This is a genomic window from Ectopseudomonas alcaliphila (genome assembly GCF_900101755.1).
GTDB lineage: Bacteria > Pseudomonadota > Gammaproteobacteria > Pseudomonadales > Pseudomonadaceae > Aquipseudomonas > Aquipseudomonas alcaliphila.
Genome location: NZ_FNAE01000003.1, coordinates 28,715 through 52,716 on the forward strand (window position 1 = coordinate 28,715; position 24,002 = coordinate 52,716).

At 64.6% G+C, this 24,002-nt stretch carries 23 protein-coding genes; 10 read left to right on the forward strand and 13 right to left on the reverse strand.

Annotated elements, in window-relative coordinates; all coding sequences use genetic code 11:
• Window positions 1-161 precede the first annotated feature (161 nt).
• Together BLR77_RS11815 and BLR77_RS11820 are read left to right on the forward strand one after the other, a co-directional pair.
• Window positions 162-1,136: a zinc-dependent alcohol dehydrogenase family protein gene (locus tag BLR77_RS11815; protein ID WP_074677996.1), complete on the forward strand. Its 975-nt coding sequence runs from the start codon at window positions 162-164 to the stop codon at window positions 1,134-1,136.
• Window positions 1,137-1,176: 40 nt separating this feature from the next.
• Window positions 1,177-1,491: an antibiotic biosynthesis monooxygenase family protein gene (locus BLR77_RS11820; protein WP_074677998.1), complete on the forward strand. Its 315-nt coding sequence runs from the start codon at window positions 1,177-1,179 to the stop codon at window positions 1,489-1,491.
• Between the two features lie 230 nt (window positions 1,492-1,721).
• Here the strand turns inward: BLR77_RS11820 and BLR77_RS11825 are convergent, their stop codons facing one another.
• The gene (locus BLR77_RS11825; protein WP_074678000.1) at window positions 1,722-3,167 is read right to left on the reverse strand and encodes an efflux transporter outer membrane subunit; all 1,446 of its coding nucleotides are present in this window, start codon (window positions 3,165-3,167) and stop codon (window positions 1,722-1,724) included.
• Window positions 3,168-3,268: 101 nt separating this feature from the next.
• Between BLR77_RS11825 and BLR77_RS11830 the strand changes: the two genes are divergently transcribed.
• The 8 genes from BLR77_RS11830 (at window position 3,269) to BLR77_RS11865 (ending at window position 12,343) form a co-directional block, all read left to right on the forward strand.
• A complete protein-coding gene (locus BLR77_RS11830) occupies window positions 3,269-3,886 on the forward strand; it encodes a TetR/AcrR family transcriptional regulator (RefSeq protein WP_074678002.1) in 618 nt (205 codons plus the stop codon).
• Between the two features lie 71 nt (window positions 3,887-3,957).
• On the forward strand, window positions 3,958-5,073 hold the full coding sequence (locus tag BLR77_RS11835; protein WP_074678004.1) for an efflux RND transporter periplasmic adaptor subunit: 1,116 nt from the start codon (window positions 3,958-3,960) through the stop codon (window positions 5,071-5,073).
• Window positions 5,070-8,159 (forward strand): efflux RND transporter permease subunit, encoded by a 3,090-nt coding sequence (locus tag BLR77_RS11840; protein WP_074678006.1) that lies wholly within the window; start codon window positions 5,070-5,072, stop codon window positions 8,157-8,159. Before BLR77_RS11835 ends, BLR77_RS11840 begins: the two co-directional genes overlap by 4 nt.
• Before the next feature lie 32 nt (window positions 8,160-8,191).
• Window positions 8,192-8,998 (forward strand): oxidoreductase, encoded by an 807-nt coding sequence (locus tag BLR77_RS11845; RefSeq protein ID WP_074678007.1) that lies wholly within the window; start codon window positions 8,192-8,194, stop codon window positions 8,996-8,998.
• 42 nt (window positions 8,999-9,040) lie between these two features.
• Window positions 9,041-10,330: a beta-ketoacyl-ACP synthase II gene (fabF, locus tag BLR77_RS11850; protein WP_074678008.1), complete on the forward strand. Its 1,290-nt coding sequence runs from the start codon at window positions 9,041-9,043 to the stop codon at window positions 10,328-10,330.
• Between the two features lies 1 nt (window position 10,331).
• Complete coding sequence (locus BLR77_RS11855; protein WP_074678009.1) at window positions 10,332-10,895, forward strand: TetR/AcrR family transcriptional regulator; 564 nt, start codon at window positions 10,332-10,334, stop codon at window positions 10,893-10,895.
• Between the two features lie 125 nt (window positions 10,896-11,020).
• Window positions 11,021-11,893, forward strand: a complete 873-nt coding sequence (gene pdxY, locus BLR77_RS11860) for a pyridoxal kinase PdxY (RefSeq protein WP_074678010.1) — start codon at window positions 11,021-11,023, stop codon at window positions 11,891-11,893.
• A 144-nt stretch (window positions 11,894-12,037) separates the two neighbouring features.
• Window positions 12,038-12,343, forward strand: a complete 306-nt coding sequence (locus BLR77_RS11865) for a hypothetical protein (protein WP_074678011.1) — start codon at window positions 12,038-12,040, stop codon at window positions 12,341-12,343.
• Window positions 12,344-12,347: 4 nt separating this feature from the next.
• Here the strand turns inward: BLR77_RS11865 and BLR77_RS11870 are convergent, their stop codons facing one another.
• The 12 genes from BLR77_RS11870 to BLR77_RS11925 form a co-directional block, all read right to left on the reverse strand.
• Window positions 12,348-13,313 (reverse strand): Csu type fimbrial protein, encoded by a 966-nt coding sequence (locus BLR77_RS11870; protein ID WP_074678012.1) that lies wholly within the window; start codon window positions 13,311-13,313, stop codon window positions 12,348-12,350.
• On the reverse strand, window positions 13,310-15,604 hold the full coding sequence (locus BLR77_RS11875; protein WP_074678895.1) for a fimbria/pilus outer membrane usher protein: 2,295 nt from the start codon (window positions 15,602-15,604) through the stop codon (window positions 13,310-13,312). The genes BLR77_RS11870 and BLR77_RS11875 overlap by 4 nt, the downstream gene beginning before the upstream one ends.
• A 28-nt stretch (window positions 15,605-15,632) precedes the next feature.
• Window positions 15,633-16,391 (reverse strand): fimbrial biogenesis chaperone, encoded by a 759-nt coding sequence (locus BLR77_RS11880; protein ID WP_074678013.1) that lies wholly within the window; start codon window positions 16,389-16,391, stop codon window positions 15,633-15,635.
• A 3-nt stretch (window positions 16,392-16,394) separates the two neighbouring features.
• Window positions 16,395-16,943: a Csu type fimbrial protein gene (locus BLR77_RS11885; RefSeq protein ID WP_238380567.1), complete on the reverse strand. Its 549-nt coding sequence runs from the start codon at window positions 16,941-16,943 to the stop codon at window positions 16,395-16,397.
• A gap of 23 nt (window positions 16,944-16,966) precedes the next feature.
• Entirely contained in the window at window positions 16,967-17,467 is a 501-nt protein-coding gene (locus BLR77_RS11890) for a Csu type fimbrial protein (RefSeq protein ID WP_074678015.1), read from the reverse strand.
• 52 nt (window positions 17,468-17,519) lie between these two features.
• Window positions 17,520-18,053, reverse strand: a complete 534-nt coding sequence (locus BLR77_RS11895) for a Csu type fimbrial protein (protein ID WP_074678017.1) — start codon at window positions 18,051-18,053, stop codon at window positions 17,520-17,522.
• A gap of 221 nt (window positions 18,054-18,274) precedes the next feature.
• A complete protein-coding gene (locus BLR77_RS11900) occupies window positions 18,275-19,096 on the reverse strand; it encodes an ABC transporter ATP-binding protein (protein WP_074678019.1) in 822 nt (273 codons plus the stop codon).
• Window positions 19,093-20,157, reverse strand: coding sequence for a FecCD family ABC transporter permease (locus tag BLR77_RS11905; RefSeq protein WP_074678021.1), 1,065 nt, complete (start codon window positions 20,155-20,157; stop codon window positions 19,093-19,095). Before BLR77_RS11905 ends, BLR77_RS11900 begins: the two co-directional genes overlap by 4 nt.
• Window position 20,158: 1 nt before the next feature.
• Window positions 20,159-21,160 (reverse strand): FecCD family ABC transporter permease, encoded by a 1,002-nt coding sequence (locus BLR77_RS11910; protein WP_074678023.1) that lies wholly within the window; start codon window positions 21,158-21,160, stop codon window positions 20,159-20,161.
• A complete protein-coding gene (locus BLR77_RS11915) occupies window positions 21,160-22,074 on the reverse strand; it encodes an ABC transporter substrate-binding protein (RefSeq protein ID WP_074678025.1) in 915 nt (304 codons plus the stop codon). Before BLR77_RS11915 ends, BLR77_RS11910 begins: the two co-directional genes overlap by 1 nt.
• Window positions 22,075-22,257: 183 nt before the next feature.
• Entirely contained in the window at window positions 22,258-22,962 is a 705-nt protein-coding gene (locus BLR77_RS11920; protein ID WP_074678027.1) for a glutamine amidotransferase, read from the reverse strand.
• 12 nt (window positions 22,963-22,974) lie between these two features.
• Complete coding sequence (locus tag BLR77_RS11925; RefSeq protein WP_074678029.1) at window positions 22,975-23,988, reverse strand: homoserine dehydrogenase; 1,014 nt, start codon at window positions 23,986-23,988, stop codon at window positions 22,975-22,977.
• Window positions 23,989-24,002 lie beyond the last annotated feature (14 nt).

Genomic DNA, 24,002 nt, shown 5'->3' on the forward strand with positions numbered 1-24,002 from the left:
ATTGCTGCAGATGGTTTCGACCGCACGCCAATGGGTCAACGACTGGCGGTAACCGAAAGCGAGCGCACAGGGCTTGTTAACGCCTAACGCGAAATAGTTAATTCATGCACCAATATATCGAAAATTCCCTATATCCCTTTTTCTAGAAGTGAGGTTCTACAATGAAAGCGCAAGTACTCAAATCCTTTGGCGGCCCGAACGCGTTCGAACTGAGCGAAGTGGCCAAACCCGTACCGCAGGCAGGGCAAGTGTTGGTGCGGGTTCACGCTACCTCCATCAACCCGTTGGATTACCAGGTACGTCGTGGCGACTACGTCGACTACGTGCCTCTCCCCGCCATTACCGGGCATGACGTGTCCGGCGTCGTCGAAGCCGTCGGCCCGGGGGTGACGAGCTTCGTGCCAGGTGACGAAGTCTGGTACACCACGCAGATCTTCGAAGGCGATGGCAGCTATGCCGAGTATCACGTTGCTTCCGAAAGCATCATCGGCAAGAAGCCGGCATCGCTGAGCCATCTCGAGGCGGCAAGCCTGACGCTGGTAGGCGGGACGGTCTGGGAAGCGCTGATCGGGCGTGTATCGCTCAGGGTCGGGGAAAGCATTCTGATCCACGGCGGTGCGGGGGGCGTGGGCCATGTCGCGATCCAGGTGGCAAAAGCCATTGGCGCCCGGGTGTTCACCACCGTGCGTGAAGCGAACTTCGAGTTCGCCCGGGGTCTGGGTGCTGACGTGGTCATCGACTACGAACAAGAGGATTACGTGGACGCCGTCCTGCGGGAAACCGATGGCCACGGCGTCGATGTGATCTTCGACACCATCGGCGGCGATACCCTGACCCGTAGCCCCGATGCGCTCGCCCAGCTCGGCCGTGTGGTTTCGATCGTGGACATCGGCAAGCCGCAGAACCTCATTCAGGCCTGGGGCAAGAATGCCAGTTACCACTTCGTCTTCACCCGCCAGAACCGCGGCAAGCTCGATGAGCTGAAGGCATTGGTCGAGCGTGGCCAGCTGCGTCCCCACATTGGCGCGGTCTACTCACTCGCTGACATCGGGCTCGCCCATGCGCTGCTGGAGACGCCCAACAATGGTCTTCGCGGAAAAGTCGCAATTGCCGTCGAGCCCTCGCTCGCCCCGTAAGGGCATGCAACTGCCGAACTTGCTCTAGAGGAATACCGCAATGATTTATGAAATCGCACTGCTACCCGTCCACAAAGAACAAACTGAACAGTTCAAACAGGCATTTGCCGAAGTGGTTCACTTGCTCCAGCGCGCCAAGGGGTATGGCGGCCACATGCTCGCGCCCGGTATCGAAAGCCCCGAGCGCTTCAACCTGATCGTGCGCTGGGCGTCACTCGAGGACCACACGCCGGGCTTCGAGGCGAGTGATGACCATCAGACGTTCATGGCAGGTTTAGAGGAATTTTTCTCGGAAGAGCCGACGGTCTACCACATCAAGGGAGCGGCGTTCGCTACGGGCGATCCTGCTTTCTGAGGCGTCCACCACGCAGGGACACATCGGGCCAAGGGGCGTTCGCGCTCACTGGCCCGATGCCACGCCAACCCCAGCCTTGCCCAGAGCGAGCCAGGTTGGCCGGATTAAGCTCATTACATAGGCAGTCGGGTTTGCTTGCAGTCCTGACACTGCCTCCAGAATCCTTTCTCAAGTGACTCCAGACCTGGTGCTGCTTGAGAGCCGCATACAGCCCTCCTGTCGAATAATGCCTACCACTTACTGGCAAGCGGTTGAGGGGTACTCCAGCCGCCGCCCAGTGCTTTGAACGCTGCTACGGCGGCACGGGCCGATTCGCTCTGCGCCTGGGCCCTGGCGTCGGAGGCGCGCAACAGGTTCTCGTCGGCTTGCAGCACTTCGATCAGGCTGACAACACCTTGCTGATAAGAGGCGAAGGAAGCCTGCCGCGCGCGGCTGAGCGAGTTCACTCCCAACCCCAGAAGATGGGCCTGTTCCTCGCGCTTGACCAAGGCCGAGAAGGCATTTTCCACATCCTCGGTAGCGCGTAGCGCGGCGAGCCGATAGGCCGCCAGTTGCTCGGCCTCCTGGCCCTTGGCAAGTTCGATCTGGGCGTCGATGCGGGCGAAGTCGAACAGGCGCCAGCGCAGGCCCAGCACGCCGCTCATCTGGCTGGCGCCGCTGCTGAACAGGTTGCCGTCGGACACCGATGTGGCGCTGCCGATCAACCCGCTCAGCGAGAATTTCGGGTAGTACTCGGCGATGGCTGCGCCAATGCGGGCGTTCGCGGCGGCCAGACGTCGCTCGGCGACGATCAGATCGGGCCGGCGCCGCAGCAGGTCGCCAGGCGTGCCGCTCACGGCAATCTGCGGAGCTGCCGGGATGGCCTCGGTTTTGCTCAGCTCGGTGCGATGCGTGCCAGGTTGTGAGCCGAGTAGCACGTCGAGGGCATTCATCGCTGCATCCAGCCCCGTTTCCAGCACCGGCACCTGGGCGAGTGCGCCGCTGGCCTGGTGGACCTGCAGCTCGGCGGCGAGCCCCTGGCCGTGCAGTCGTTCGATGGTTGTCAGCAGCTCTTCTTGCGTTCGCACTTGCTGGTGGGCCACGGCGATGCGAGTTTGCAGCCCGCGAATGGTGATGTAGATATCGGCGGCCTGCGCCGCGACGGCGAGCCGGGTGGCGCTGGCGCCAGCCTGCGAGGCCTGGTACTCGGCCAGTGCCGCTTCGCGGCCATGGCGCAAGCCGCCAAACACATCCAGCTCCCAGCTGGCAGCGAGATTGGCTTCGTAGCTGTTGCCGTAGCGATCGAAGTCCGGTGTGGCGTTCAGCACCTGTCCCAGCGGTGTCTCCACCGACTGATAGGCGCGGCCCGCCTGGCCGCTGGCGGAGCCGGAAGGTAGTAACGCTGCGTTGGCTGTGCCCAGGCCGGCGCGGGCCTGGGCGATGCGCGCACTGGCCTGGGCCAGATCCAGGTTCTGTTCCAGCGCCAGGGTCACGAAGCGAGTCAGTTGCGGGTCGCCGAAGCCTGTCCACCAATGGATCAGCTCGGCGTTGGCGAGGGCAGGGCGGCCATCGACGGCGGTTTGGCCCAGAAAGCGATCGGACAGCGAAAGCTCGGGACGTTGGTAGTCAGGGCCGACCGCGCAGCCTGCCATCAGGCCGGCGCTGATCATGACAACGAGGGTGCGCTTTGACGGCATGGGTGTTCTTCCAGGGCAAAAGAGAATCTGTGGATTTGTGACCATAATACATTTCGGTCACTTGTTGTCCATCACCCAAGCGCTCTGTAGGCTATGCCCCCATGAACAAGACTCCCTCTCCCAAAGTTGCAGCGCGTGGTCCGGTGGATCACGAGGTGCGTGATCAGATCGTGACGGCGGCGACCGAGCACTTCCGTCTCTATGGCTACGAGAAGACCACGGTTTCCGATCTGGCCAAGGCCATCGGCTTTTCCAAGGCCTATATCTACAAGTTCTTCGAGTCCAAGCAGGCCATTGGCGAGATGATCTGCTCGAACTGCCTGCAGCAGATACAGGCCGATGTGAGGGCCGCCGTCGATGAGGTCGACAGCCCCCCGGAGAAGCTCCGGCGCATGCTCAAAGCCCTGGTGGAGTCATGCCTGCGGCTGTTCTTCCTTGATCGCAAGCTCTATGACATCGCTGCCTCCGCCGCCTCCGGGCGTTGGCCGGCGACCCTCGTCTATGAGGCTTTCATCGAGCAAACCATCAGCGACATCCTGCAGCAGGGGCGGCAGAGCGGCGACTTCGAGCGCAAGACGCCGCTGGATGAAACCACTCGTGCGATTCAACTGATCATGCGCCCCTGTTTCAACCCGTTACTGCTGCAGCATGGGCTCGATACCACCGATGAAGCGCCGGCGCTGTTGTCCAGTCTGATCCTGCGCAGCCTGTCTCCCTGATTTGTGACTATTGACTAATTTAGTCACTGGAATCAAAGTGAGGCTCCCTACGACTTCGCAACGGGTTCCTCATGCGCCGGCGCAACCTCCTTTTGTCCACCCTCATCGGCGTGATGCCGTTTGCGCTGGTCGCCTGCGGCGATCAAGCACCCTCCGATCCACGCACTGAAGCGCCGCTGGTGCGTGTTGCCACCGTCCAGGTGGCGGTCACTGGGTCGCGCTCCTTCACCGGTATCGTCGCGGCTCGTGTTCAGAGTGACCTGGGCTTTCGGGTCTCGGGCAAGGTGCTGGAGCGGTTGGTGGATACCGGTCAGTCGGTCAAGCGTGGTCAGGTGCTGCTGCGCCTCGATCCCGTCGACCTAAAGCTCGCTGCCCATGCGCAGCGCGAAGCCGTCACTGCTGCGCGAGCGCGAGCGCAGCAAGCCATCGATGATGAGGCCCGCTACCGCGCCTTGCGCGGCACTGGCGCGGTTTCGGTATCCGCTTACGATCAATACAAGGCGGCGGCGGATACGGCCCGAGCGCAGCTCAGCGCGGCCGAAGCCCAGGCCGAGGTCGCTCGCAATGCGACGCGCTATGCCGAGCTGTTGGCCGATGCCGATGGCATCGTCATGGAGACGCTGGTCGAGCCCGGTCAGGTCGTCAGTGCCGGCCAGCCCGTGGTGCGTTTGGCGCATGCCGGGCCAAGGGAGGCCGTCGTGCAGTTGCCGGAAACTCTGCGTCCCGCAGTCGGATCCGCCGCCCAGGCCACGCTCTTCGGCAAGGACCACATCAGCGTTGCGACTCGTCTGCGGCAGCTCTCGGACGTTGCCGATCGCCTGACGCGCACCTTCGAGGCGCGCTATGTGCTCGAAGGTGAACTGGCCAATGCGCCACTGGGAACCACCATCACGCTGCAGATCGCCAATGGGCAGGCTCTTGCGGCAAACGCCCTGCAGGTACCGCTCGCTGCGTTGCACGATGCGGGCAAGGGGCCGGGGGTGTGGGTCATTCGTGGGGAGCCGGCCCAGGTGTCCTGGCAGCCGGTTGCTGTGCAGCATCTGGATGATGAGCAGGCACGCATCACCGGCCCGCTCGAACAGGGCGAGCAGATCGTCGCGCTCGGCGCGCATCTGTTGCGCGAAGGTCAGCAGGTGCGGGTGGCCGGCCAAGCCGCCGTCGCGGCGGCCGAGGGAGACCGGCCATGAGCGAAGGGCGTTTCAACCTGTCAGCACTTGCTGTACGCGAGCGCTCTGTCACTCTGTTTCTGGTCTGCCTGATCTCGCTGGCGGGGCTCATTGCCTTCTTCAAGCTGGGGCGGGCCGAAGACCCGGCCTTTACCGTCAAGGTCATGACCATCGTCAGCGCCTGGCCGGGCGCCACCGCGCAGGAGATGCAGGACCAGGTCGCCGAGAAGATCGAGAAGCGCCTGCAGGAGTTGCGCTGGTACGACCGTAGCGAGACCTACACCCGACCGGGCCTGGCCTTCACCACCTTGTCGCTGCGCGACAGCACGCCGCCTTCTGAGGTGCCGGAGGAGTTCTACCAGGCTCGCAAGAAGATCAGCGACGAGGCGAAAACGCTGCCCGCCGGGGTAATCGGCCCGCTGGTCAATGACGAGTATTCCGACGTCACCTTCGCTCTGTTCGCACTCAAGGCCAAGGGCGAGCCGCAGCGCCACCTGGTGCGCGACGCCGAGACGTTGCGCCAACGGCTGCTGCACGTGCCGGGGGTGAAGAAGGTCAACATCATTGGCGAGCAGGCCGAGCGCATCTTCGTCGAGTTCTCCCATGAGCGCCTGGCGACCCTGGGCATCGGCCCGCAGGAGGTGTTCGCCGCACTCAACGGGCAGAACGCGCTGACCCCGGCCGGCTCAGTGGAAACCCGTGGCCCGGACGTGTTCCTGCGCCTGGACGGCGCCTTCGATGAACTGCAGAAGATTCGCGACACGCCGGTGATCGCCCAGGGCCGAACCCTGAAGCTGTCGGATGTCGCCACGGTCAAGCGCGGTTATGAGGACCCGGCCACCTTCCTGATCCGCAACGGTGGCGAGCCGGCCCTGCTGCTCGGCATCGTCATGCGCGAGGGTTGGAACGGGCTCGACCTGGGCAAGGCGCTGAACGGCGAAGTGAGTGCGATCAACGCCGAGCTGCCGCTGGGCATGAGCCTGAGCAAGGTCACGGACCAGGCCGTCAACATCGCCTCGTCGGTTGACGAGTTCATGGTCAAGTTTTTCGTCGCGCTGCTGGTGGTCATGCTGGTGTGCTTCGTCAGCATGGGCTGGCGCGTCGGTGTCGTGGTCGCCGTAGCGGTGCCGCTGACGCTGGCGATGGTCTTCGTGGTGATGGCCGCGACCGGCAAGAACTTCGATCGCATCACCCTGGGCTCGCTGATTCTGGCATTGGGCCTGCTGGTGGACGACGCCATCATCGCCATCGAGATGATGGTGGTGAAGATGGAGGAGGGCTATGACCGCCTGCAGGCCTCCGCCTATGCCTGGAGCCATACGGCGGCGCCGATGCTCTCCGGTACCCTGGTCACCGCCGTCGGTTTCATGCCCAACGGTTTTGCCCGCTCCACCGCCGGCGAATACACCAGCAACATGTTCTGGATCGTCGGCATCGCGTTGATCGCTTCCTGGCTGGTCGCGGTAGTCTTCACGCCTTACTTCGGCGTCAAGCTGCTGCCCGCAATCAAAAAGGTCGAGGGCGGCCATGACGCCATCTACGACACCCCGCGCTACAACCGTTTTCGCCAGCTACTGGGCCGGGTCATTGCCCACAAGTGGCTGGTCGCCGGCTCGGTGGTCGGGCTGTTCGTCATGGCGGTGCTCGGCATGGGCCTGGTCAAGAAGCAGTTCTTCCCCATCTCCGACCGCCCCGAGGTGCTGGTCGAGGTGCAGATGCCCTACGGCACCTCCATTACCCAGACCAGCGCCGCCGCTGAAAAAGTCGAGGCCTGGCTGGCTCAGCAGGAAGAAGCGAAGATCGTTACCGCCTACATCGGCCAGGGCGCGCCGCGCTTCTTCATGGCCATGGGGCCGGAGCTGCCCGATCCTTCGTTTGCCAAGATCGTCGTGCGGACCGACAACCAGGAAGAGCGCGAGGCACTGAAGCACCGGCTGCGCCAGGTGATTGCCGAGGGGCTGGCCAGCGAGGCGCAGGTGCGCGTCAGCCAGCTGGTGTTCGGTCCGTATTCGCCGTACCCGGTTGCTTATCGCGTCACCGGACCGAACCCGGACACGCTGCGTGAAATCGCCGCCGAGGTTCAGCAGGTGCTGGATGCCAGCCCGCTGATGCGCACGGTCAACAGCGACTGGGGCACCCGCGTGCCGGCACTGCACTTCAACCTGCAGCAGGATCGTCTGCAGGCAGTGGGGCTCACTTCCAGCGCCGTTGCCCAGCAGTTGCAGTTCCTGCTCAGCGGCGTACCGATCACCGCCGTGCGCGAAGACATCCGCACGGTGCAGGTGATGGCGCGGGCGGCCGGCGATATTCGCTTCGATCCGACCCGCGTCATGGACTTCACCCTGGCCGGTGCCGATGGCCAGCGCATACCGTTGTCGCAGGTCGGCACCGTGGAGGTGCGCATGGAAGAGCCGATCATGCGTTGGCGCGACCGGATGCCGACTATCACCGTGCGTGGCGATATCGCCGAAGGTCTGCAACCGCCGGACGTGTCGACGGCCATCACCCAGCAGTTGCAAGCGGTCATGGAGAAGCTACCGAGCGGTTATCGCATCGAGCAGGCGGGCTCCATCGAGGAGTCGGGCAAGGCCATGGTCGCCATGTTGCCGCTGTTCCCGATCATGCTGGCCGTCACGCTGATCATCATCATCCTGCAGGTGCGTTCGATCTCGGCAATGATCATGGTCTTCCTGACCAGCCCGCTGGGGCTGATCGGTGTGGTGCCGACGCTGATCCTGTTCCAGCAGCCGTTCGGCATCAATGCGCTGGTCGGGCTGATCGCACTGTCCGGCATCCTCATGCGCAACACGCTGATCCTGATCGGGCAAATCCACCACAACGAACAGGCCGGTCTCGATCCATTTCGCGCCGTGGTCGAGGCCACGGTGCAGCGCGCCCGGCCGGTGATCCTCACCGCATTGGCAGCGATCCTGGCGTTCATCCCGCTGACCCATTCGGTGTTCTGGGGAACGCTCGCCTACACCCTGATCGGCGGCACCCTGGCGGGAACCGTGCTGACCCTGGTGTTCCTGCCGGCCATGTACGCCATCTGGTTTGGCATCAAACCCGTCAACGCTAGCCGGGTCATGGAGGCGCAGCCTGCATGAGCCACACATCTCATTTCTCCAGAGGAACTGCTATGTCGAACCCCACTGTTGTCCTCATCACGGGCGTGTCATCGGGCATCGGTCGCGCTGCTGCAGAGCTATTCGTCAAACGCGGCTGCCGGGTGTTCGGCAGCGTGCGCACATCGGCTACCTCGCGCCCCATCAATGGTGTGGAGCTGATTCGCATGGATATCTGCGACGAAGCCTCGATCCACCAGGGTGTCGAGCACGTCATCGCCGAGGCCGGCCGTATCGATGTACTGGTCAACAGTGCCGGCATGACCCTGCTGGGGGCGACAGAGGAAACCTCCATCGCCGAGGCTCAGGCGCTGTTCGACACCAATGTCTTCGGCACCTTGCGCGTCACCCAGGCGGCGCTACCGCACATGCGCAGGCAGGGTGCCGGGCGCATCGTCAACGTCAGCTCGGTGCTGGGTTTCCTCCCGGCGCCGTACATGGGGCTGTATTCGGCATCCAAGCATGCGCTGGAAGGGCTGTCCGAGACCCTGGATCACGAGGTGCGCAAGTTCGGCGTTCGCGTTGCGCTGGTCGAGCCTTCCTTCACCAAGACCAACCTGGACCTCAATGCGCCTCAGGCGGCCCTGAGGATTGCGGCTTACGACAGCGAGCGGGCGACCGTGTCCCAGGCCATACAGATGAACGTGCGCAAGGCGCCGGCGCCCGAGGGTGTCGCCGCGACCATCGTCGAGGCCGCCCTGGGTGCCTGGAGAATGCGCCATACGCCCAAGGGGGAGGCCTCGCTGTTGAGCAAGCTGCGTCGCTTCATGCCGGCGGGCCCGGTCGATTCAGGCCTGCGCAAGACCTTCGGTATCGGCTGAAGCGCCTTGGTTATCCCCTTATCAGCGTTGCAGGATCGAGATATGGCAACCCCTAAAGAACACCCTGTAAGGATCGTGATCACTGGCGTAGGAGTGGTCAGCCCGCTGGGCTGCGGCAGCGAGACGGTCTGGGCGCGCCTGCTGGCCGGGCAATCGGGCATCAGGGCGTTGCCCGCCGAGCTGGCCGAAGGCACCGGCTGTGCGGTCGGAGGGCGAGTCCCCGATGTGGAGGACGACCCGCATGCCGGTTTCGACCCGGAGCGCATCATCGCCGCCAAAGAGCGCAAGAAGATGGATCGCTTCATCGAGTTCGCGCTGGTCGCCGCCGAGGAGGCCCTGGCACAGGCGCGCTGGCAGCCGACGGATGAAGCTCAGCGGCAGCGCACCGCGACCATCATCGCCTCTGGTGTCGGCGGCTTCGGCGCCATTGCCGAGGCGGTTCGCACCACGGATGAACGGGGCCCGCGACGCCTTTCGCCCTTCACCGCGCCGTCGTTCCTGGCCAACATGGCGGCTGGGCAGGTGTCCATCCGCCACGGTTTCGGAGGGCCGCTCGGGGCGCCGGTGACCGCCTGTGCGGCCGGTGCGCAAGCCATTGGCGATGCTGCTCGACTGATCCGCAGTGGCGAGGCGGACATCGCCCTGTGCGGCGGCACCGAAGCTGCGATCCATCGGGTCACGCTCGGCAGCTTCGCCGCCGCGCGTGCGCTGTCCAGTGGGTTCAATGACCGCCCTGGTGAAGCGTCGCGCCCGTTCGACCGTGACCGAGACGGTTTCGTCATGGCCGAGGGTGCAGGCCTGTTGGTGATCGAATCGCTGGAGCATGCGTTGGCGCGCGGCGCTCAGCCGCTGGCGGAGCTGGTCGGCTACGGCACCAGCGCCGATGCCTATCACCTCACCGCCGGCCCGGAGAATGGCGATGGTGCACGCCGTGCCATGCAGCAGGCGTTGCGCCAGGCCGGTATCGAGGCGAGCGAGGTGCAGCATATCAACGCCCATGCGACCTCCACGCCGGTGGGTGACCGGGGCGAGCTGGCCGCCATCCACGCGGTGTTCGGCAGTGGATCGGGGGTGGCGATCACCTCGACCAAGTCCAGTACGGGGCACCTGCTCGGCGCTGCAGGCGGAGTCGAAGCGATCTTCACCGTGCTGGCTCTGCGTGATCAGGTCGTTCCGCCCACCTTGAACCTCATCAACCCCGATGAGGCCGCTGATGGTCTCGACCTGGTCGCTCAGCATTCCCGACACATGCCACTGCACTACGCACTGTCGAATGGCTTTGGTTTCGGCGGCGTCAATGCCAGCCTGCTGTTCCGGCGCTGGAGGGCCTAGCATGAGCTGGCCCGCGCAGAAGGACAGGCGCCGTGACAAGCGCCGACGCGAGATGCTGTGGGCGGCGAGCGATGTGTTCACGGCATTGGACTTCAACCAAGCAAACATGCAGGCCATCGCCGATTCCGCGGGCGTGACCAAGGCCACCCTCTATGCGCACTTCGATGACAAGGAGCAACTCTACCGAGCTGTGATCGACTACTGGCTGGAGGAACTGCCGGAGCCGAAGCTGCCGTGCCAGGCGAGGGGTGGGCTGCGCGCTTGTCTGGAACGGGTCGCACGTGAACTGTTGCAACAGAGTGAACAGCCAGCTTCGCATGCACTCACCCACATAGCGCTGCGCTCCAATCGGATACCGCAAAAGCGCTGGCGGCAGCGCTACCTTCCCTATCAGAACTACCTGGAGAAGGCCCTTTCCCAGTCGGCCCGATGCTCGGACCACGGGCAAGCTGCCACCCAGTTTCTCTTGCTGGCGGTTGGCAGCATCGATTGCAGCAACCTGATGGCAGTGAGCGGGCCTCGTCTGGCTGCGGCTGTAGAGCTGTTCGTCCAAGCCTATGCATGAGCCTGCCAGTCACAGCTCGCTCAAGTCATGGTCGATCCTGGTATTTGGGATGACCAGGTAGTGGTACGCCCAGGCAGCTTGGCGAATAATCTGCACCTCGTCGTATGCAACCAGCAGAGATTGTCATGAGCGCCACGCTACCGCCCCTCGTTCTGTCCATTCAGTCGCATGTCGCCTGGGGCCATGTCGGCAATGCTGCTGCGGTGTTTCCGCTGCAACGGTTGGGCTTCGAGGTGCTGCCGATTCACACCGTGCAGTTCTCCAACCACACCGGTTACGGCCAGTTTCGCGGGCAGGTGTTCGGTGCCGAGCATGTCGGCGAGGTGCTGCTGGGGTTGCGTGAGCGCGGTGTGCTGCCGAGGCTGTCGGCGGTGCTGTCCGGGTATCTGGGCGATGCCGATACGGGGCGGGTGATTCTCGAGGCGGTGGGCGAAATTCGTCAGCACAACCCGTCAGTGCGTTACCTGTGTGACCCGGTGATGGGCGACGTCGGGCGTGGCGTGTTCGTCAACCCGGCGATTCCCGATTTCCTCCGTGATCAGGCGATTCCGTTCGCCAATATCATCACGCCCAATCAGTTCGAGTTCGAACTGCTCACCGGCTCGAAGCCGGCCAATCTGCAGGAGGCGGTGAAGGTTGCCCGGCAGTTGCGCGGTCGTGGCCCGGACGTGGTCATCGTCACCAGCCTGGCGACGCCGGATATCCCCGACAGCGAATTGGGCACGCTGGCAGTGAACGGCGAGGGCGCCTGGCTGGTGACCACCCCACGCCTGGCACTGCATCCGCTACCCAACGGCATGGGCGATGTGTTCTCGGCCACGTTGCTGGGTCGCTTGCTGGCCGGGCAGGCGTTGCCGCAGGCTCTGGAGCTGGCCACCGCAACGCTCTACGCGTTGGTCGAGCAGACCGCAGACGGCGCGCGCGACCTGCCACTGGTCGCCGCGCAGGAGCAGATCGTGGCGCCGGCCAAGCGCTTCGTCGCGCAACCCCTGGCCTGAACCACGTTCGTCGGAATCAGGGTGATTTCAATGTGATATCACCTTATTCTCCTGCCCATGGTCCACATCGTGATGTTGCGACCAGTTCTACGGATGGATTTTGACCTTTATCCCAGCAGGCCATCCTTACCGTAGACCGTCATCATGCCGTTTCATCGATTTCTTGCCTTGTTCGTGGCCACCGCGCTGTGCGCCACTGCCAACCTTTCTCTTGCTGAGCAGATCAGCGGGCAATTGCAGATCAGCCTGACCATTCTCAAGCGTTGCGAGGTCGCTGTTCGAGGCGATGCCGCTGCCGTGCACCTGTCCGCGCGTGATTGTGAGCATGCCGCCTATCAGGTGCAGGACGCCAACGGGCGCGCCTTGCCATCGACCCTGAATGCACAGGCGACTTCGCTGGCGCTGCCTGCCAGCGGTGATGGCGGCTCGACGCTGGTGATCTACTGGTAAGGCTTCAGTAGTTGATGATCAGCAGCACGTTGTCGGTATAGACGCCCACCGGCGCGTTGGTTTGTCCGGGGTCGAGAATCGCCTGGTAGTTGAAGCTCTGTGAGTTGCCCGTGCCGCTGGCCGTCAGTGGCGAGGCGGCGTTCCAGATCAGGCTGCTGCCGCTGTAGTAGAGGTTGTAGCGAATGAACTGGCTACCATTTGTCAGACGTCGCCAGGGCGCCTGGTAGTTCTGCCCATTGTCGAAACTCAGCGTGTAGCCCTCCGTATTGGTGCAGGTGACGGCGAAGGTACGCTGCTGCGCGCTGAACTGGCTGATCAGGGCATTGGCGCCAAAGTCCACGTTGGGCAAGGTATCGACGCGGCAGGCTTTGCTGACCACCAGGGTGATGGTCAGAGTGGCGAGTGAGCCCGTACCCCAGTTGGTAGGGGCACCGCAGATCAATACACAGGTTTGCGTCAGTCCGGGGCTGCGGTTCCAGGCGCAGATATTGAGCGCGCCGACGGTGCAGATCGCCCAGTCCCAGCGCAGGGTGATGGTGGCGGTGTAGGTACCGGCTGGCACGTTGGGGCCGGGGTTGGTGCGAAAGTACAGGCCGATGGCGGTGGAGTTGCCACCGAGGGCGAGCAGGTTGATTGCACCGAGCTGTTGCGGTTGGCCGGCTACCAGCGCCTGGTTGTAGCCAGCGTCCTGAAACACCTGAAAAGGGATCTGATTGCCCTGGCCATCCTGCAGGGCCAGGGTGCCGGGGTTCTGCAGCGTGACCCGGACGTATGCACCCGCCAGTACCTGAAGTAATCCCGGACAGGCCAGGCCCGCGCCGGCCGCAGCTTGTTGCTGGGTGGTGCGCAGGTTCAGAGAGTTGGTATTGCCCAGATTGACCGAGCCCCCCGCATAAGTGTTGCAGGCGTAGGTCGGTACGCTTACCAGTGCGCCGCACAGCAGGAGTGCGGAAATCAGCCTGCGGATCATGGCTGAGCGTCCTGCTGCAGGCAGGTGAGGGGGCCGATCACGGCTATTTCCATGGCACTGTCGTCCAGCGAGAACCGGCTGCTGCAACTGCTGCCATCGGCCAGCTCTACTTGCAACTGGTTGTCCTTCGCCAGCCCTTCGAAATACAGCTGGCCGTCCCAGCCAATGTAGGTGCGCTGACCGCTGGGACGATGCAGCACCTGGGTGCCGCGGGGCAGCGGTTGTCCCTGGCCATCTACCAACTGGATGCTGGCTGACAGGCTCATCTCCATGGGGAAGGCGAGCAATGCGCCGCTGCCCTGATGCACGGCGATGCGTTTCTGGGTTTCCGACAGTTGCAGGTTGCTCGGCAGATTCAGCAGGTCGACTTCGTACTGGCCGGGGTAATAAGACGGCACCCAGGGCACCAGCAGGTAACCTGCCGAGTCGGTGCGGCCCAGCAACTGATGTTCGTAGCGCACCGGCACATCTGAGTAACCCTCGGTGCTGACCAGCACGAAGGCGTCGTCGATCCGGTTGGCGGCGAATACCTGGCTCTGCATGGCCACCAGCGAGCCGCTGACGCCGCCCCAGTGGGTGGTGGTGCCGTCGTTCTGGTAGACGCCTGCCTGCACCTGGGCATGCTGGGTGCGCCAGGTCAGGTCGGCCTGGCGGTATTCATTGTCACCGCCGGCATAACCAAGGTTCCAGCCCAGGCCGCCGTCACTGGGTGGGTTGCGGCTGTAATTGGCGCGTGCGCGCTGGTTGCCGTTGCTGGCTCGCTCCATGCCTGTGGTCAGGGTGGAGTACAGGTCGAAGGGGATGACCAACTGAGCCTGGATGGCGTGCGAGGCGTCGTCCAGTTGGCGGTTGAGGGAGAGAAAGAAGCTGGCGCTGCCCCACAGGCTGCGTGACCAGGACAGGTTGAGCAGGCGTGTGCGTCGCCCGCTGTGCTCCTCACTGGCGAAGTAGCCGACGCCGAATGAGCCGAGCCCCTCCGGGCTGAAACTGAAGGTCAGTTGATCGAGGATCTTGCTCAGCGGGCCGCCGGCCAGATCGTTATCCAGGGCGTTCGCGACGCTGAGGTCGGCATAGCCCGAGGTGCGCTGGATGCGTTGGGCGGTGATACCGAAGCGACGCGCGTAGTAGCTGTAGCCAAGGCTGTACTGTTGGCCGTCGCCGATGCCGCTGCTCTGGCTTACGGAGCTGGTCAGGGTGCCCAGCAGGCCGAGCCCGACCGTAGCGCCGAAGCCGGCCTGGCGCAGGCCAGCGCCGGCTTCGGCATGGCTTTCCAGGGTGAGGCTGTCGGTCAGGCCATAGCGCAGGCTGCCGCTGCTCACCAGGCTGCCGTAGGAAAAGTCGTCCACGCCATAGTTGCGGCGCAGCTTGCCCAGCGACAGGGAGAAGTCCGAAAGCCCCTGACGCAGCAGGGTATCGGTCACATAAAAGGGTACGGTGGTAGAGACCTGGCGCCCCAGCACGTCGGTGGTCACCAGCGTCGCCGTGCCGGCGCCGCTGATGTAAGGCACGGTGTTGAGGGTGAAGGGGCCTGGGCGCAGTTCCTGTTGGCCGAGGCGGGCGTCGTCGATGAACAGATCCAGGGTGCTGGGCACTGCAGCATCGCCATCGAAACGCGGTAGTGGGTAGGTGATCTGGTCCGGGCGAAGCGAGAAGTTGCGCGAAATCTGCAGCCCGCCAAGGCGAACCGCGCTGTTCCAGGTCAGCGCACCGGTGATCAGGTCGCCACCGCTGAAGCTGAGCATGCGTTGCTGATCGTTGAAGCGCCATGTGGTGTCGTAGCGGGTATAACCATCGCGATAACCCGGCCCGGAGAAACTGTGGCGATGGACGCCCGTGTTGGAAATCATGCCGAAACCGTCGAACACTCGCTGTTCCAGCCAGGTGTTGGCGTAGTGGCCGGCATTCTCGGTGTGGTTGTAGTAGAGGTCATAGTTGAACAGCATGCCGAACGCGCTCTGCGCTTCCATCGGCTCGCTCAGGCTGCTGGGGCCGAAACGCTGATGCGGCAGCCATTCGCTGGGCAGGGTGAGCAGCAGGCGCTGGCTGTCCTGCTGATACTCGCTGTGCAGGGCGTCGATCCGATCCAGGGCGATCCAGGCTGTGGTCTCCGGGGGCAGGCGCACGCCCGCCGCGAGCAGATCGTCGCGTTGGGCGAATAACCGGCCCTGATGCTCTCTCACTTCCACCACCTTGCCGCTGGACAGCTCATTGACGATCAACTCCAGGTAAAGCAACTGAGCCTGGGCGAACTGCTGCGCATCATCGCCATGGGCGCAGCGGCCTGACAGCAGCGCGGTCAGGAACAGCAGCGCCAGCGATCTACTCAGCGGCCAGCGTCTGCGCCTGCCGGCTTTCGTTGATGCGTGCCTGCACTCGGCCGCTACGCACGCCTGCCGGCAGAGGCCAGCGCATCTGCGCGCCAGGTAGCACATAACCGAGAAGGCCTTCGGCCAGTGGCTGTTTGCCGCTGTCTCGCGATAGCGCGACCTGGGACAGCCGGGCCGGGGCGGGGCCGAGGTTGCGCAGGTAAAGGAAGGCGCCGTCGCTACCTTCGATGACGCGGTAGCGCAGCTCGGGAGCCAGTGGCTGGCCCTGGCCTGGCGCTTCTCGCGCACCGTCATCCAGATAGGCTCCAGGCCCGACCACGAACAGGGGTACCGAGTAACGCATCTGGAATTGCACGCCCAACTGTGACGGCCGCGGTTGTGGCGGCAGAACCTCGTCGACCAGCACGCGGTAGGTGCGCAGCGTGCCGGCGCTCGGCGGCTCCAGGGTGACCAGCCTGACCAGTTGCCGCTTGCCCGGTTGCAGCGTTGCCATCGGCGGGCTGCCCACGACCTGCTTCTGCGGCGTCAGACGATCTTCGAATTCGTCCTGCTCCCAGGCCAGCACGCGCACCTGCAAGTCCACCGGTTCCTGCCCGCGATTTTCCAGCCACAGCGCGGCTGATTTCTGTCGATCGGCTTCGATCAGCGGGTTGATCGGCCAGATCAGAATGGAACTGGCGGCCTGTACGGCCAGACTCGCCAGCGCTGTGCTCAGCGTCAGGCAGCAGGCGAAGAGGGTGTGTGTCCTCATGGCTCAATAACTCACGGTCACGGTGATGGTGTCGGTGTAGATGCCGGCCGAAGGTAACGGGCTGACACTGAACAGGCGGGCATAGACCGTGTAGGTCTGGGTGGCGCCGCCAACGGGAAAGTTGATGCTCATGCGCGTGCCGCCGTTGCTGCCATCGCCCCAGATGATGCTGCGCGCGGCGTCCTGGTAGAGCTGGTAGCGCAGGCGATCCGCACCGCGTGCCAGGTAGCGCCCGCCACCCACGCTGCCGGTATTGAGACCGGCATTGAGCGACAGCGTGACAGCGGTGCCGGGTGAGCACTGCAGTACGATGGAGCCGTTGTCCGGTGTGCTGGCCGCATCCAGGTTGCTGGGCAGGGTGCTGATCTGGCCGAATGAAATGCTGCCGAACGAGGTGGCGTCGCTGCCCCCGGCGCCTAGCAGGCAACCCGGTACGATTTCCGCGCGTAGCTGGAAGCTCTGGCTGACGATCTGATCGTTGATGCCCGTGTCGCCATGAGCAGACCAGGCGTGCACGGCCAGTACGGTCAGGCAGAGCAGGCGAGTGACCACGAGTGAATGGGCCCGGCACGGCATCACCAACTCACCGTGACGGTCAGGGTATCGCTATAGCTTCCGGGAGGCGGGACATTCTGTGCCGGCACGCGGGCGTAGATCGCAAGCCACTGATCCTGGCCATTGCCGATGGCGCTGACCCCCGTGCTGTTGTCCCAGACGGTGGCGTAGTCCGCGCCTGTGTACAGGTTGTAATTGAGTACGGCGGAGCCGGGACCGACCATCTGCCGATTGCTGGTGGTGCCGCTGTGCCCGGCATTGATCAGCACGCGATAGGGGATGTTCTGCTGGCAATTGACGCGCAGGGCGCCTGCGTCCGGTTGACCGACCTGGGTTATCAGGTTGTCGAGTCTGAGGTGGGTGCCGAAATCCAGGGTCCCGAAGCTGACGCCCGAACCACTGCTGCTACCTGCCTGACAGGCCGGCAGCACCTCGACATTCAGGCCGATGGTGGCGGTCTTGTCGGCCGCCGGCAGGACTGCCGGGGCCATCAAAAGCAGGGAGGCGATCAGGCAGCGCATGGCGATTCTTCCCGGAAAAGTTCGAGATCCTCTTGCTTTGGGGGTGTGGTACTTACCAGGCGATGGTGACTTGCACGGTGTCCGTGTAGGTGCCTGGGCTCGGGGTGGCCTGTGAGGGCACGCGGCCGTAGACGATCATGTCTTCGTTGACGCCGGTGCCAGTGCCGGAAAGCACTGTGCCTGTGGCGCCGCCGTCTCCCCAGGGTTCGGTACGGCTGCTGTCCTGATAGAGGTTATAGGCGACGAACTCACCGGCATTGATCATGCGCCTTTGACTGCCGGAAGCGTTCTGCCCGGCGCTCAGGGCCACGCTGTAGTCGGTTCCCAGGCTGCATTGCAAGCCAAACGAGCTGCCCCCGGCGCTGCCGAAGGAACGGCCGTCGATCAGATTGGCGAGGTCGTTGTAGTCACCGAAGGACAGTGAGCCGAAGGTGTTGCTGGAGCCGCCAGCAGTACCGTTGGTGACCGTACAACCGGTACCGATGGTGATTTGAACGTTGAGTTGGCCCTGCAACTCGCCAGCCGAGAAAGCCGGTGCTGCGAAGAGCGAGAGTGCCAGCGCTGCGGTTCTTGTGACGGGCTTCATGGGTCGAGTCCGTTCGAATGGAGTTATTTGGACCATAGTTCAGACTTCCTCCGTGCTCAAAAAGGAGGCGCTCTCGGCGAGAGCATCCGCAACTCGGTCGGGACGTATAACTGACTGATTGGTCGAGAAAATTCCGCTCGCGTAAGAGATAGCGACATATTCCGTTAGCCGATCGCCTACATGGTTTTCAGATGATGATGGCGAGATGACTTTGCTGGTGTTCAGAGCCTGCTGATTCCCGCAATCACCGGCGTGCCGCTCAGCGGGTCGCGCAGCAGCGTGCAGCGTATGCCGTACAGGCGTTCGACCAGCTCCGAGGTGACGACCTGGTCGGGGCGACCGCTGGCGATTATCTGGCCCTGGTGCATGGCGATCAGGTGGTCGGCGTAGCGGCAGGCGCTGGAGAGGTCGTGCACCACCATGACGATGGTCTTGCCGGCGGCGGCGAGTTGGCGGATCAGTTCGAACACTTCGATCTGATGGCCCAGGTCCAGCGCCGAGGTGGGTTCGTCGAGCAGCAGCAGAGGCGTTGCCTGGGCGATGGCCATGGCAATCCAGGCGCGCTGGCGCTGGCCACCGGACATCGATTCCAGTGGTCGGTCAGCCAACGCGACCAGATCGGCCGCCGCCAGAGCGGCGTCGACGATGGCCTGGTCTTCTTCGCTCCACTGGCGCAGCAGGCTCTGGTGCGGTTGGCGGCCGAAGCGGATCAGTTCGCTGACCGTCAGTCCATCGGGCGCTGAGGCGTCCTGGGGCAGCAGGGCGAGTCGGCGCGCCACTTCACGCGATGGCAGGCTGCCGATGGCCTTGCCGTCCAGCAGTACGCTGCCGGAGATGGGCTTGTGCAAACGGGCGAGACCGGCGAGCAGGGTGGATTTGCCGCAGCCGTTGGGGCCGACGATGGCGCTGACCTGGCCACTGGGAATCACCAGGTCGAGGTCTTCGATGATGCGGGTCTGGGCGTAGCCCATGCTCAGGTCGCGGGCTTCGAGGCGCACGTCGGACTGGCGGGCGTCGCCAAGCAGTGAGGAAGGCAGGGTCATGTCGAACTCCGTGGGGCCTGGCGCAGCAGAATCCACAGCAGGTAGGGGCCGCCGACCACGGCGGCGATGATGCCGACCGGGATTTCGATAGGCGCCAGCAGGGTACGGCCGAGCCAGTCGGCGAGAATCATCATCAGTGCGCCGGACAGCGCCGCGTTGAGCACCGGCACACCGTGTCGGTTGCACAGATGGCGGGCCATTTCTGGGGCCGCCAGGGCGATCAGGCCGACCGGGCCGACCACGGCAACGGCCAGCGCCGTGAGCCAGACGCACAGGGCCAGGGTGAGCAGGCGTATGCGTTGCAGGCGTACGCCGAGGCCGATGGCGACGTTGTCGGAAAAGCGCATCAGGCTCAGCGCATTGACCAGCAGCTTGGCCAGCGGCAGGCCCACGGCCAGGCCGATACCGAGCAGCAGCACCGAGTCGGCCGGACGCGCATTGAGGCTGCCGACCGTCCAGGGGTAGGCGGCGTTGGCGGCGTCCATGTCGCTGCGTGCCAGCATCAGGTTGGTCAACGCCCCGAACAACGCGCCGATGGCGATGCCAACGACGATGAAACGATAGCCGCGTGCGCCACCGCCGGCAGCCAGGGCGAAGGTCAGCACCGCTGCGGTGGCGGCGCCGCTCAGCGCCAGGACCGACGGCGCCAGGCTGGTGGGCACGGCGACGATGGAGGCGACGGCGAAGGCGGTGGCACCGTTGTCGATGCCGATCACCCCCGGCGTGGCCAGGCGGTTGCGCGCCAGCGTCTGCAGCAGGCAACCGGCAGCGCCGAGGGCGGCGCCGCTGAGCAGGCCGGCGATCAGCCGGGGCAGGCGCAGCTCCTGAATCAGGAACACCTGCAGCGCATCGCCCTGGCCGAAGGCAGCCTGCAGGGCTTTCCAGGGCGTGAGGGCGTCATCGCCGGCTGCCAGTATCCAGGTGGCGACAGCGACCAGCAGCAGACTGAGGAGCAATGCGACGACCATGCTGCGTCGATGCAGCAGCAGGCTGTAGTCACCCAGGCGTAACAGGTGATGGCCGGCCGGAGCGAGCAGGGGGCGTGAAGAAGGCGTGTTCATGTCACAAGGTCGGCAGGCGGTGGTTGCGCACCACGGCAATCAGGATCGGCGCGCCGACGAAGGCAGTCACCACGCCCACCGGCAGTTCGTAGGGGCGTACCAGCAGGCGCGAGATGACGTCGGCCAGCAGCAGGACGCAGGGTCCGAGCAGCATGCTCAGGCCCAGGGTGCGGCGGATGTCGGAGCCGACCAGGCGACGGGCGATATAGGGCACGATCAGGCCGATAAAGGCGATGGGGCCGGCTGCAGCCGTGGCGGTGCCGACCAGGATCGCCACGGCCAGCAGGGTGCCCAGGCGCGTCAGTTGCGGATGGTGGCCAAGGCCGCTGGCGACGCGCTCGCCCAGCGCCAGGGCGGCCAGCGGACGCACCACCAGCAGCGCCATCAACAGTCCGCCGAGCAACCCCGGCAGGCTCCAGTCGAGCGTGTCCAGCGGGCGACCCGCCAGGGCGCCGATGACCCAGAAGCGCATTTCATCGGCGGTGCGCTGATCCCATAACAGCAGCAGGCTGCTCAACGCGCCAAGCATGCCGGAGAACGCGGTGCCGGCCAGCACCAGGCGCACGGGGTCGTCACCGACGCCACGCATGCGCGTGACCAGCAGCACCAGCACGCAACCCACCAGCGCCCCCAGCATGGCGACGCCCAGGTGCAGGTTGGCGGCCGAGGCGCCCAGGTTGATCGCCAGCACCACGGCGAACGAGGCACCGGCGCTGACCCCTAGCAACCCAGGTTCGGCCAGCGGGTTGCGCGTCACCGCTTGCAGCAGCACACCCGCCGCGCCCAGGGCGATGCCGACCAACAGGGCCAGTTCGGTACGCACCCAGCGCAATTCGAAGACGATGAAGCGGGCATCGTCATCGCTGCCGCCCAGCAGGGCTTGCAGACTCGGCAGGATGCCGATGTCACCTGCACCCAGCAGCAAACTGGCGACGCACAAAAGCAACAGGCACAGGGCTGCGTAGCCCAGTGCCAGGGGAGCGGGGACGCGTGATGCGGGCATCAGTCGAGCAGGGCCTTCTCCACGTCATCGAGTACCTGCTGAGCCGCCAGGTAGCCGGAGCTGCTGCTCCAGATCTGGCCGTCGACGGTCACCACATGACCGTCGGCGACGGCTGACAGGCGGGTGAAGGCAGGCTGCTTGCGCGCGTCTTCCAGGGCCTTGCGACCATCCGGATTGAGGGTGGCGAGGAAGATCCAGTCGGCATTGATGCGTGACAGGTTCTCCAGGCTCAGTACGTCGCTATGCGGCTTCTGCGCCTGGGCTGTGGCCAGCTCGTTGGCGCGCAGGCCGAGATCGCTCAGCAACTGGCCAACGAACAGGTGGCTGGACATGATCACCGGCCCCTGCGGGTTCCAGCGCACCACGCTGACTGCCTGGCCTTGCGGCAGGCGCTGGCGCAGTTCGGCACTGCGCTTGTCGATTTCGGCGATGCGTTGCTGGCCTTCTTCCTGTTTGCCGAGGGCCTGGGCGTAGGTCATGTAGGTCTCGCGCCAGTCCTGGAAGGAATTGCCGGCGGGCACCACGGTGGGCGCCATCAGGCTCAGTTTGGCGTACAGGTCGCGTGACAGGTCGCTGGAGGCCAACACCAGGTCCGGCTGCAGGCGCAGGATGGCCTCCAGGTTGGGCTCGCGTACGCTGCCCACCAGGGTGATCTTGTCCGCCTTGGTCTTGAGGTAGTCCGGCACGTCGTCACCGCCGCGACTGGCCAGGGTGCCGACCGGTTGTATGCCGAGTGACAGCGCCGCATCCAGGGCGCTGTCGCCCAGTGCCACCACGCGCTGTGGCGTGCCACTGAGTTTCAGCGGGCCGTAGGCACTGTCCAGCGTGCGTTCGCTGGCGTGCAGGGGCAGGGCGAGCAGCAGCGACGTGGTAATCGCCATCGCTGTACGTTGCAGGTGAGAGCGGATAGACATGCTGGACTCCGGGTCGAGAGGAGCAGCGGCAAGCGCTGCTCCAGGCAGGATCGAAAGCAAGCTATCTTTTACTAGGTGGGTTAATGAAAATCCATCGCATTTACGAAGTGTTTACAGGGTGCCGGTGCTGAATGAGCCGGTGGTGCCCGAGCCTTGTCATGAGGCTCGGGCCTGCTGCTGGGCTCAGTGCTTCAGCTTGGCCAGCCAATGGCCGAGCATGATGGCGCCCGCTTGCTCAAGGGCGCTGGCATGACGCTTGGCGTCGTGACGCAGGGTGACGGGATCGATGCCTGAGCTGGCCAGTTCGCTGGCATGGCCCAGCAGCCAATGCTCGAAGCGCTCACCACGCACTTCCGGGTGAAATTGCAGGCCCAGCACGTTCTGCCCGCGGGCGAAGGCCTGCTGGCGGCACAGCGGGGTCGAGGCGAGCAGGGTGCAACCTTCCGGCAGGTCGAAGGTGTCGCCATGCCAATGCAGCACGGCGACGTTGCGCAGGGCGGCAAGTGGCTGATACCCGGCTGCAGCTGCCAGTTCTAGCGTCGACCAACCGATTTCCTTGGCGGGCCCTGGGTAGACGATGGAGCCCAGTGCTGCGGCCATCAGCTGCGCACCGAGACAGATGCCCAGCGTCGGCCTGTCGGCCGCCAGCCGTACGCGCAGCAGTTCCAGTTCATCGGATACGAGCGGGTAGCGGTCGTGGTCATAAACGCCGATAGGGCCGCCGAGCACCACCAGCAGGTCGGCAGCGAGCGGGTCGAGTTGGCTGAGCTCATGTTCCGCCGCGTCGATGTACTCGATCTGGTAGCCGGCAGCGCGCAGCGGCGCCTCGAAGCTGCCGAGATCCTCGAAGCCGACGTGGCGGATGGCTTGCAGGGTGCGTTGGGTCATGCGCAATGTCCGTCAATAAAGGAGGGGGGAGCGCCCCCTGGCCTGGAGAATGTGTTCAAGGTCCTTCAGTGCAGCGGCGGCGGTGGCGAGTGGTTCAGCACCGCCGCCGATGGCGAGCGTCTCACCCATGGCGTCGCTGTTGATGCGGATCGCCTTGTTCTTGCCACTTACCAGGGCAAAGGGGTCGGACAGTGCGTAGGTCTTGATACCGACGCTGGCGCGGATCGCGCCGTCCACGTAGCTGAGGTTGCCGACCAGCCGTGGCACCAGGCCCTGCGACTTCCAAGCGTCGATACGCTGTTCGGTGACCGAGTGGATGCCTTCGACTTCCAGATCCGCCATCGTCAGCCTGGCGCCAAGGCCGAAGTTGGCCAGCAGCAGGAGTTTGCAGGCGGTATCCCAGCCTTCGGTGTCGTTGCGCGTATCCGCCTCGGCGAAGCCACCGGCCTGCGCTTCACGCAGTGCCGCATCGAAACCAAGCCCTTGGGTGCGCATGGCATCGAGCAGGTAGTTGGTGGTGGCGTTGAGGATGCCCTCGACGCTGAGTACCTTGCAGCCGGCCAGGCTGTGTTCGAGCAGGTCTAGCGTGGGCAGGGCGGCCGCGGCTGCACCGCTGAGTTTCAGCAGTGCTCCGGAGGCGCGCGCCAGTTCGCGCAGGCGTGGCCCGCTGTGTACCAGCGCGCCTTTGGAAATGACGATGCAGTCCCGCCCGGCTGACAGCGCCGCACAGAGGTAGTCCAGGCCCGGCCCGCCGCTGCGAAAATCGCTGGGGCCGGCCTCGATCAGCACTTCAGCACCGCTCGCCGCCACGAAATCCGGGCCGGACAAGCCGGGCTGCAGGTCGTCCAGCTGCTTGGCCTGCAGGCCATTGGCGTCGACCAGGCCTGCGCGTGAGCCGCATACGGCAACCAGTCGCACGTCCACGCCATAGACCTGGCGATAGTGGTCGCGACGTTGCAGCAGCAGGTTGGCCGTGGCGCGGCCGACACCGCCGAAACCGGCGATTGCAACCTTGAGCGTTTGCATGGGGTCGATCCTTT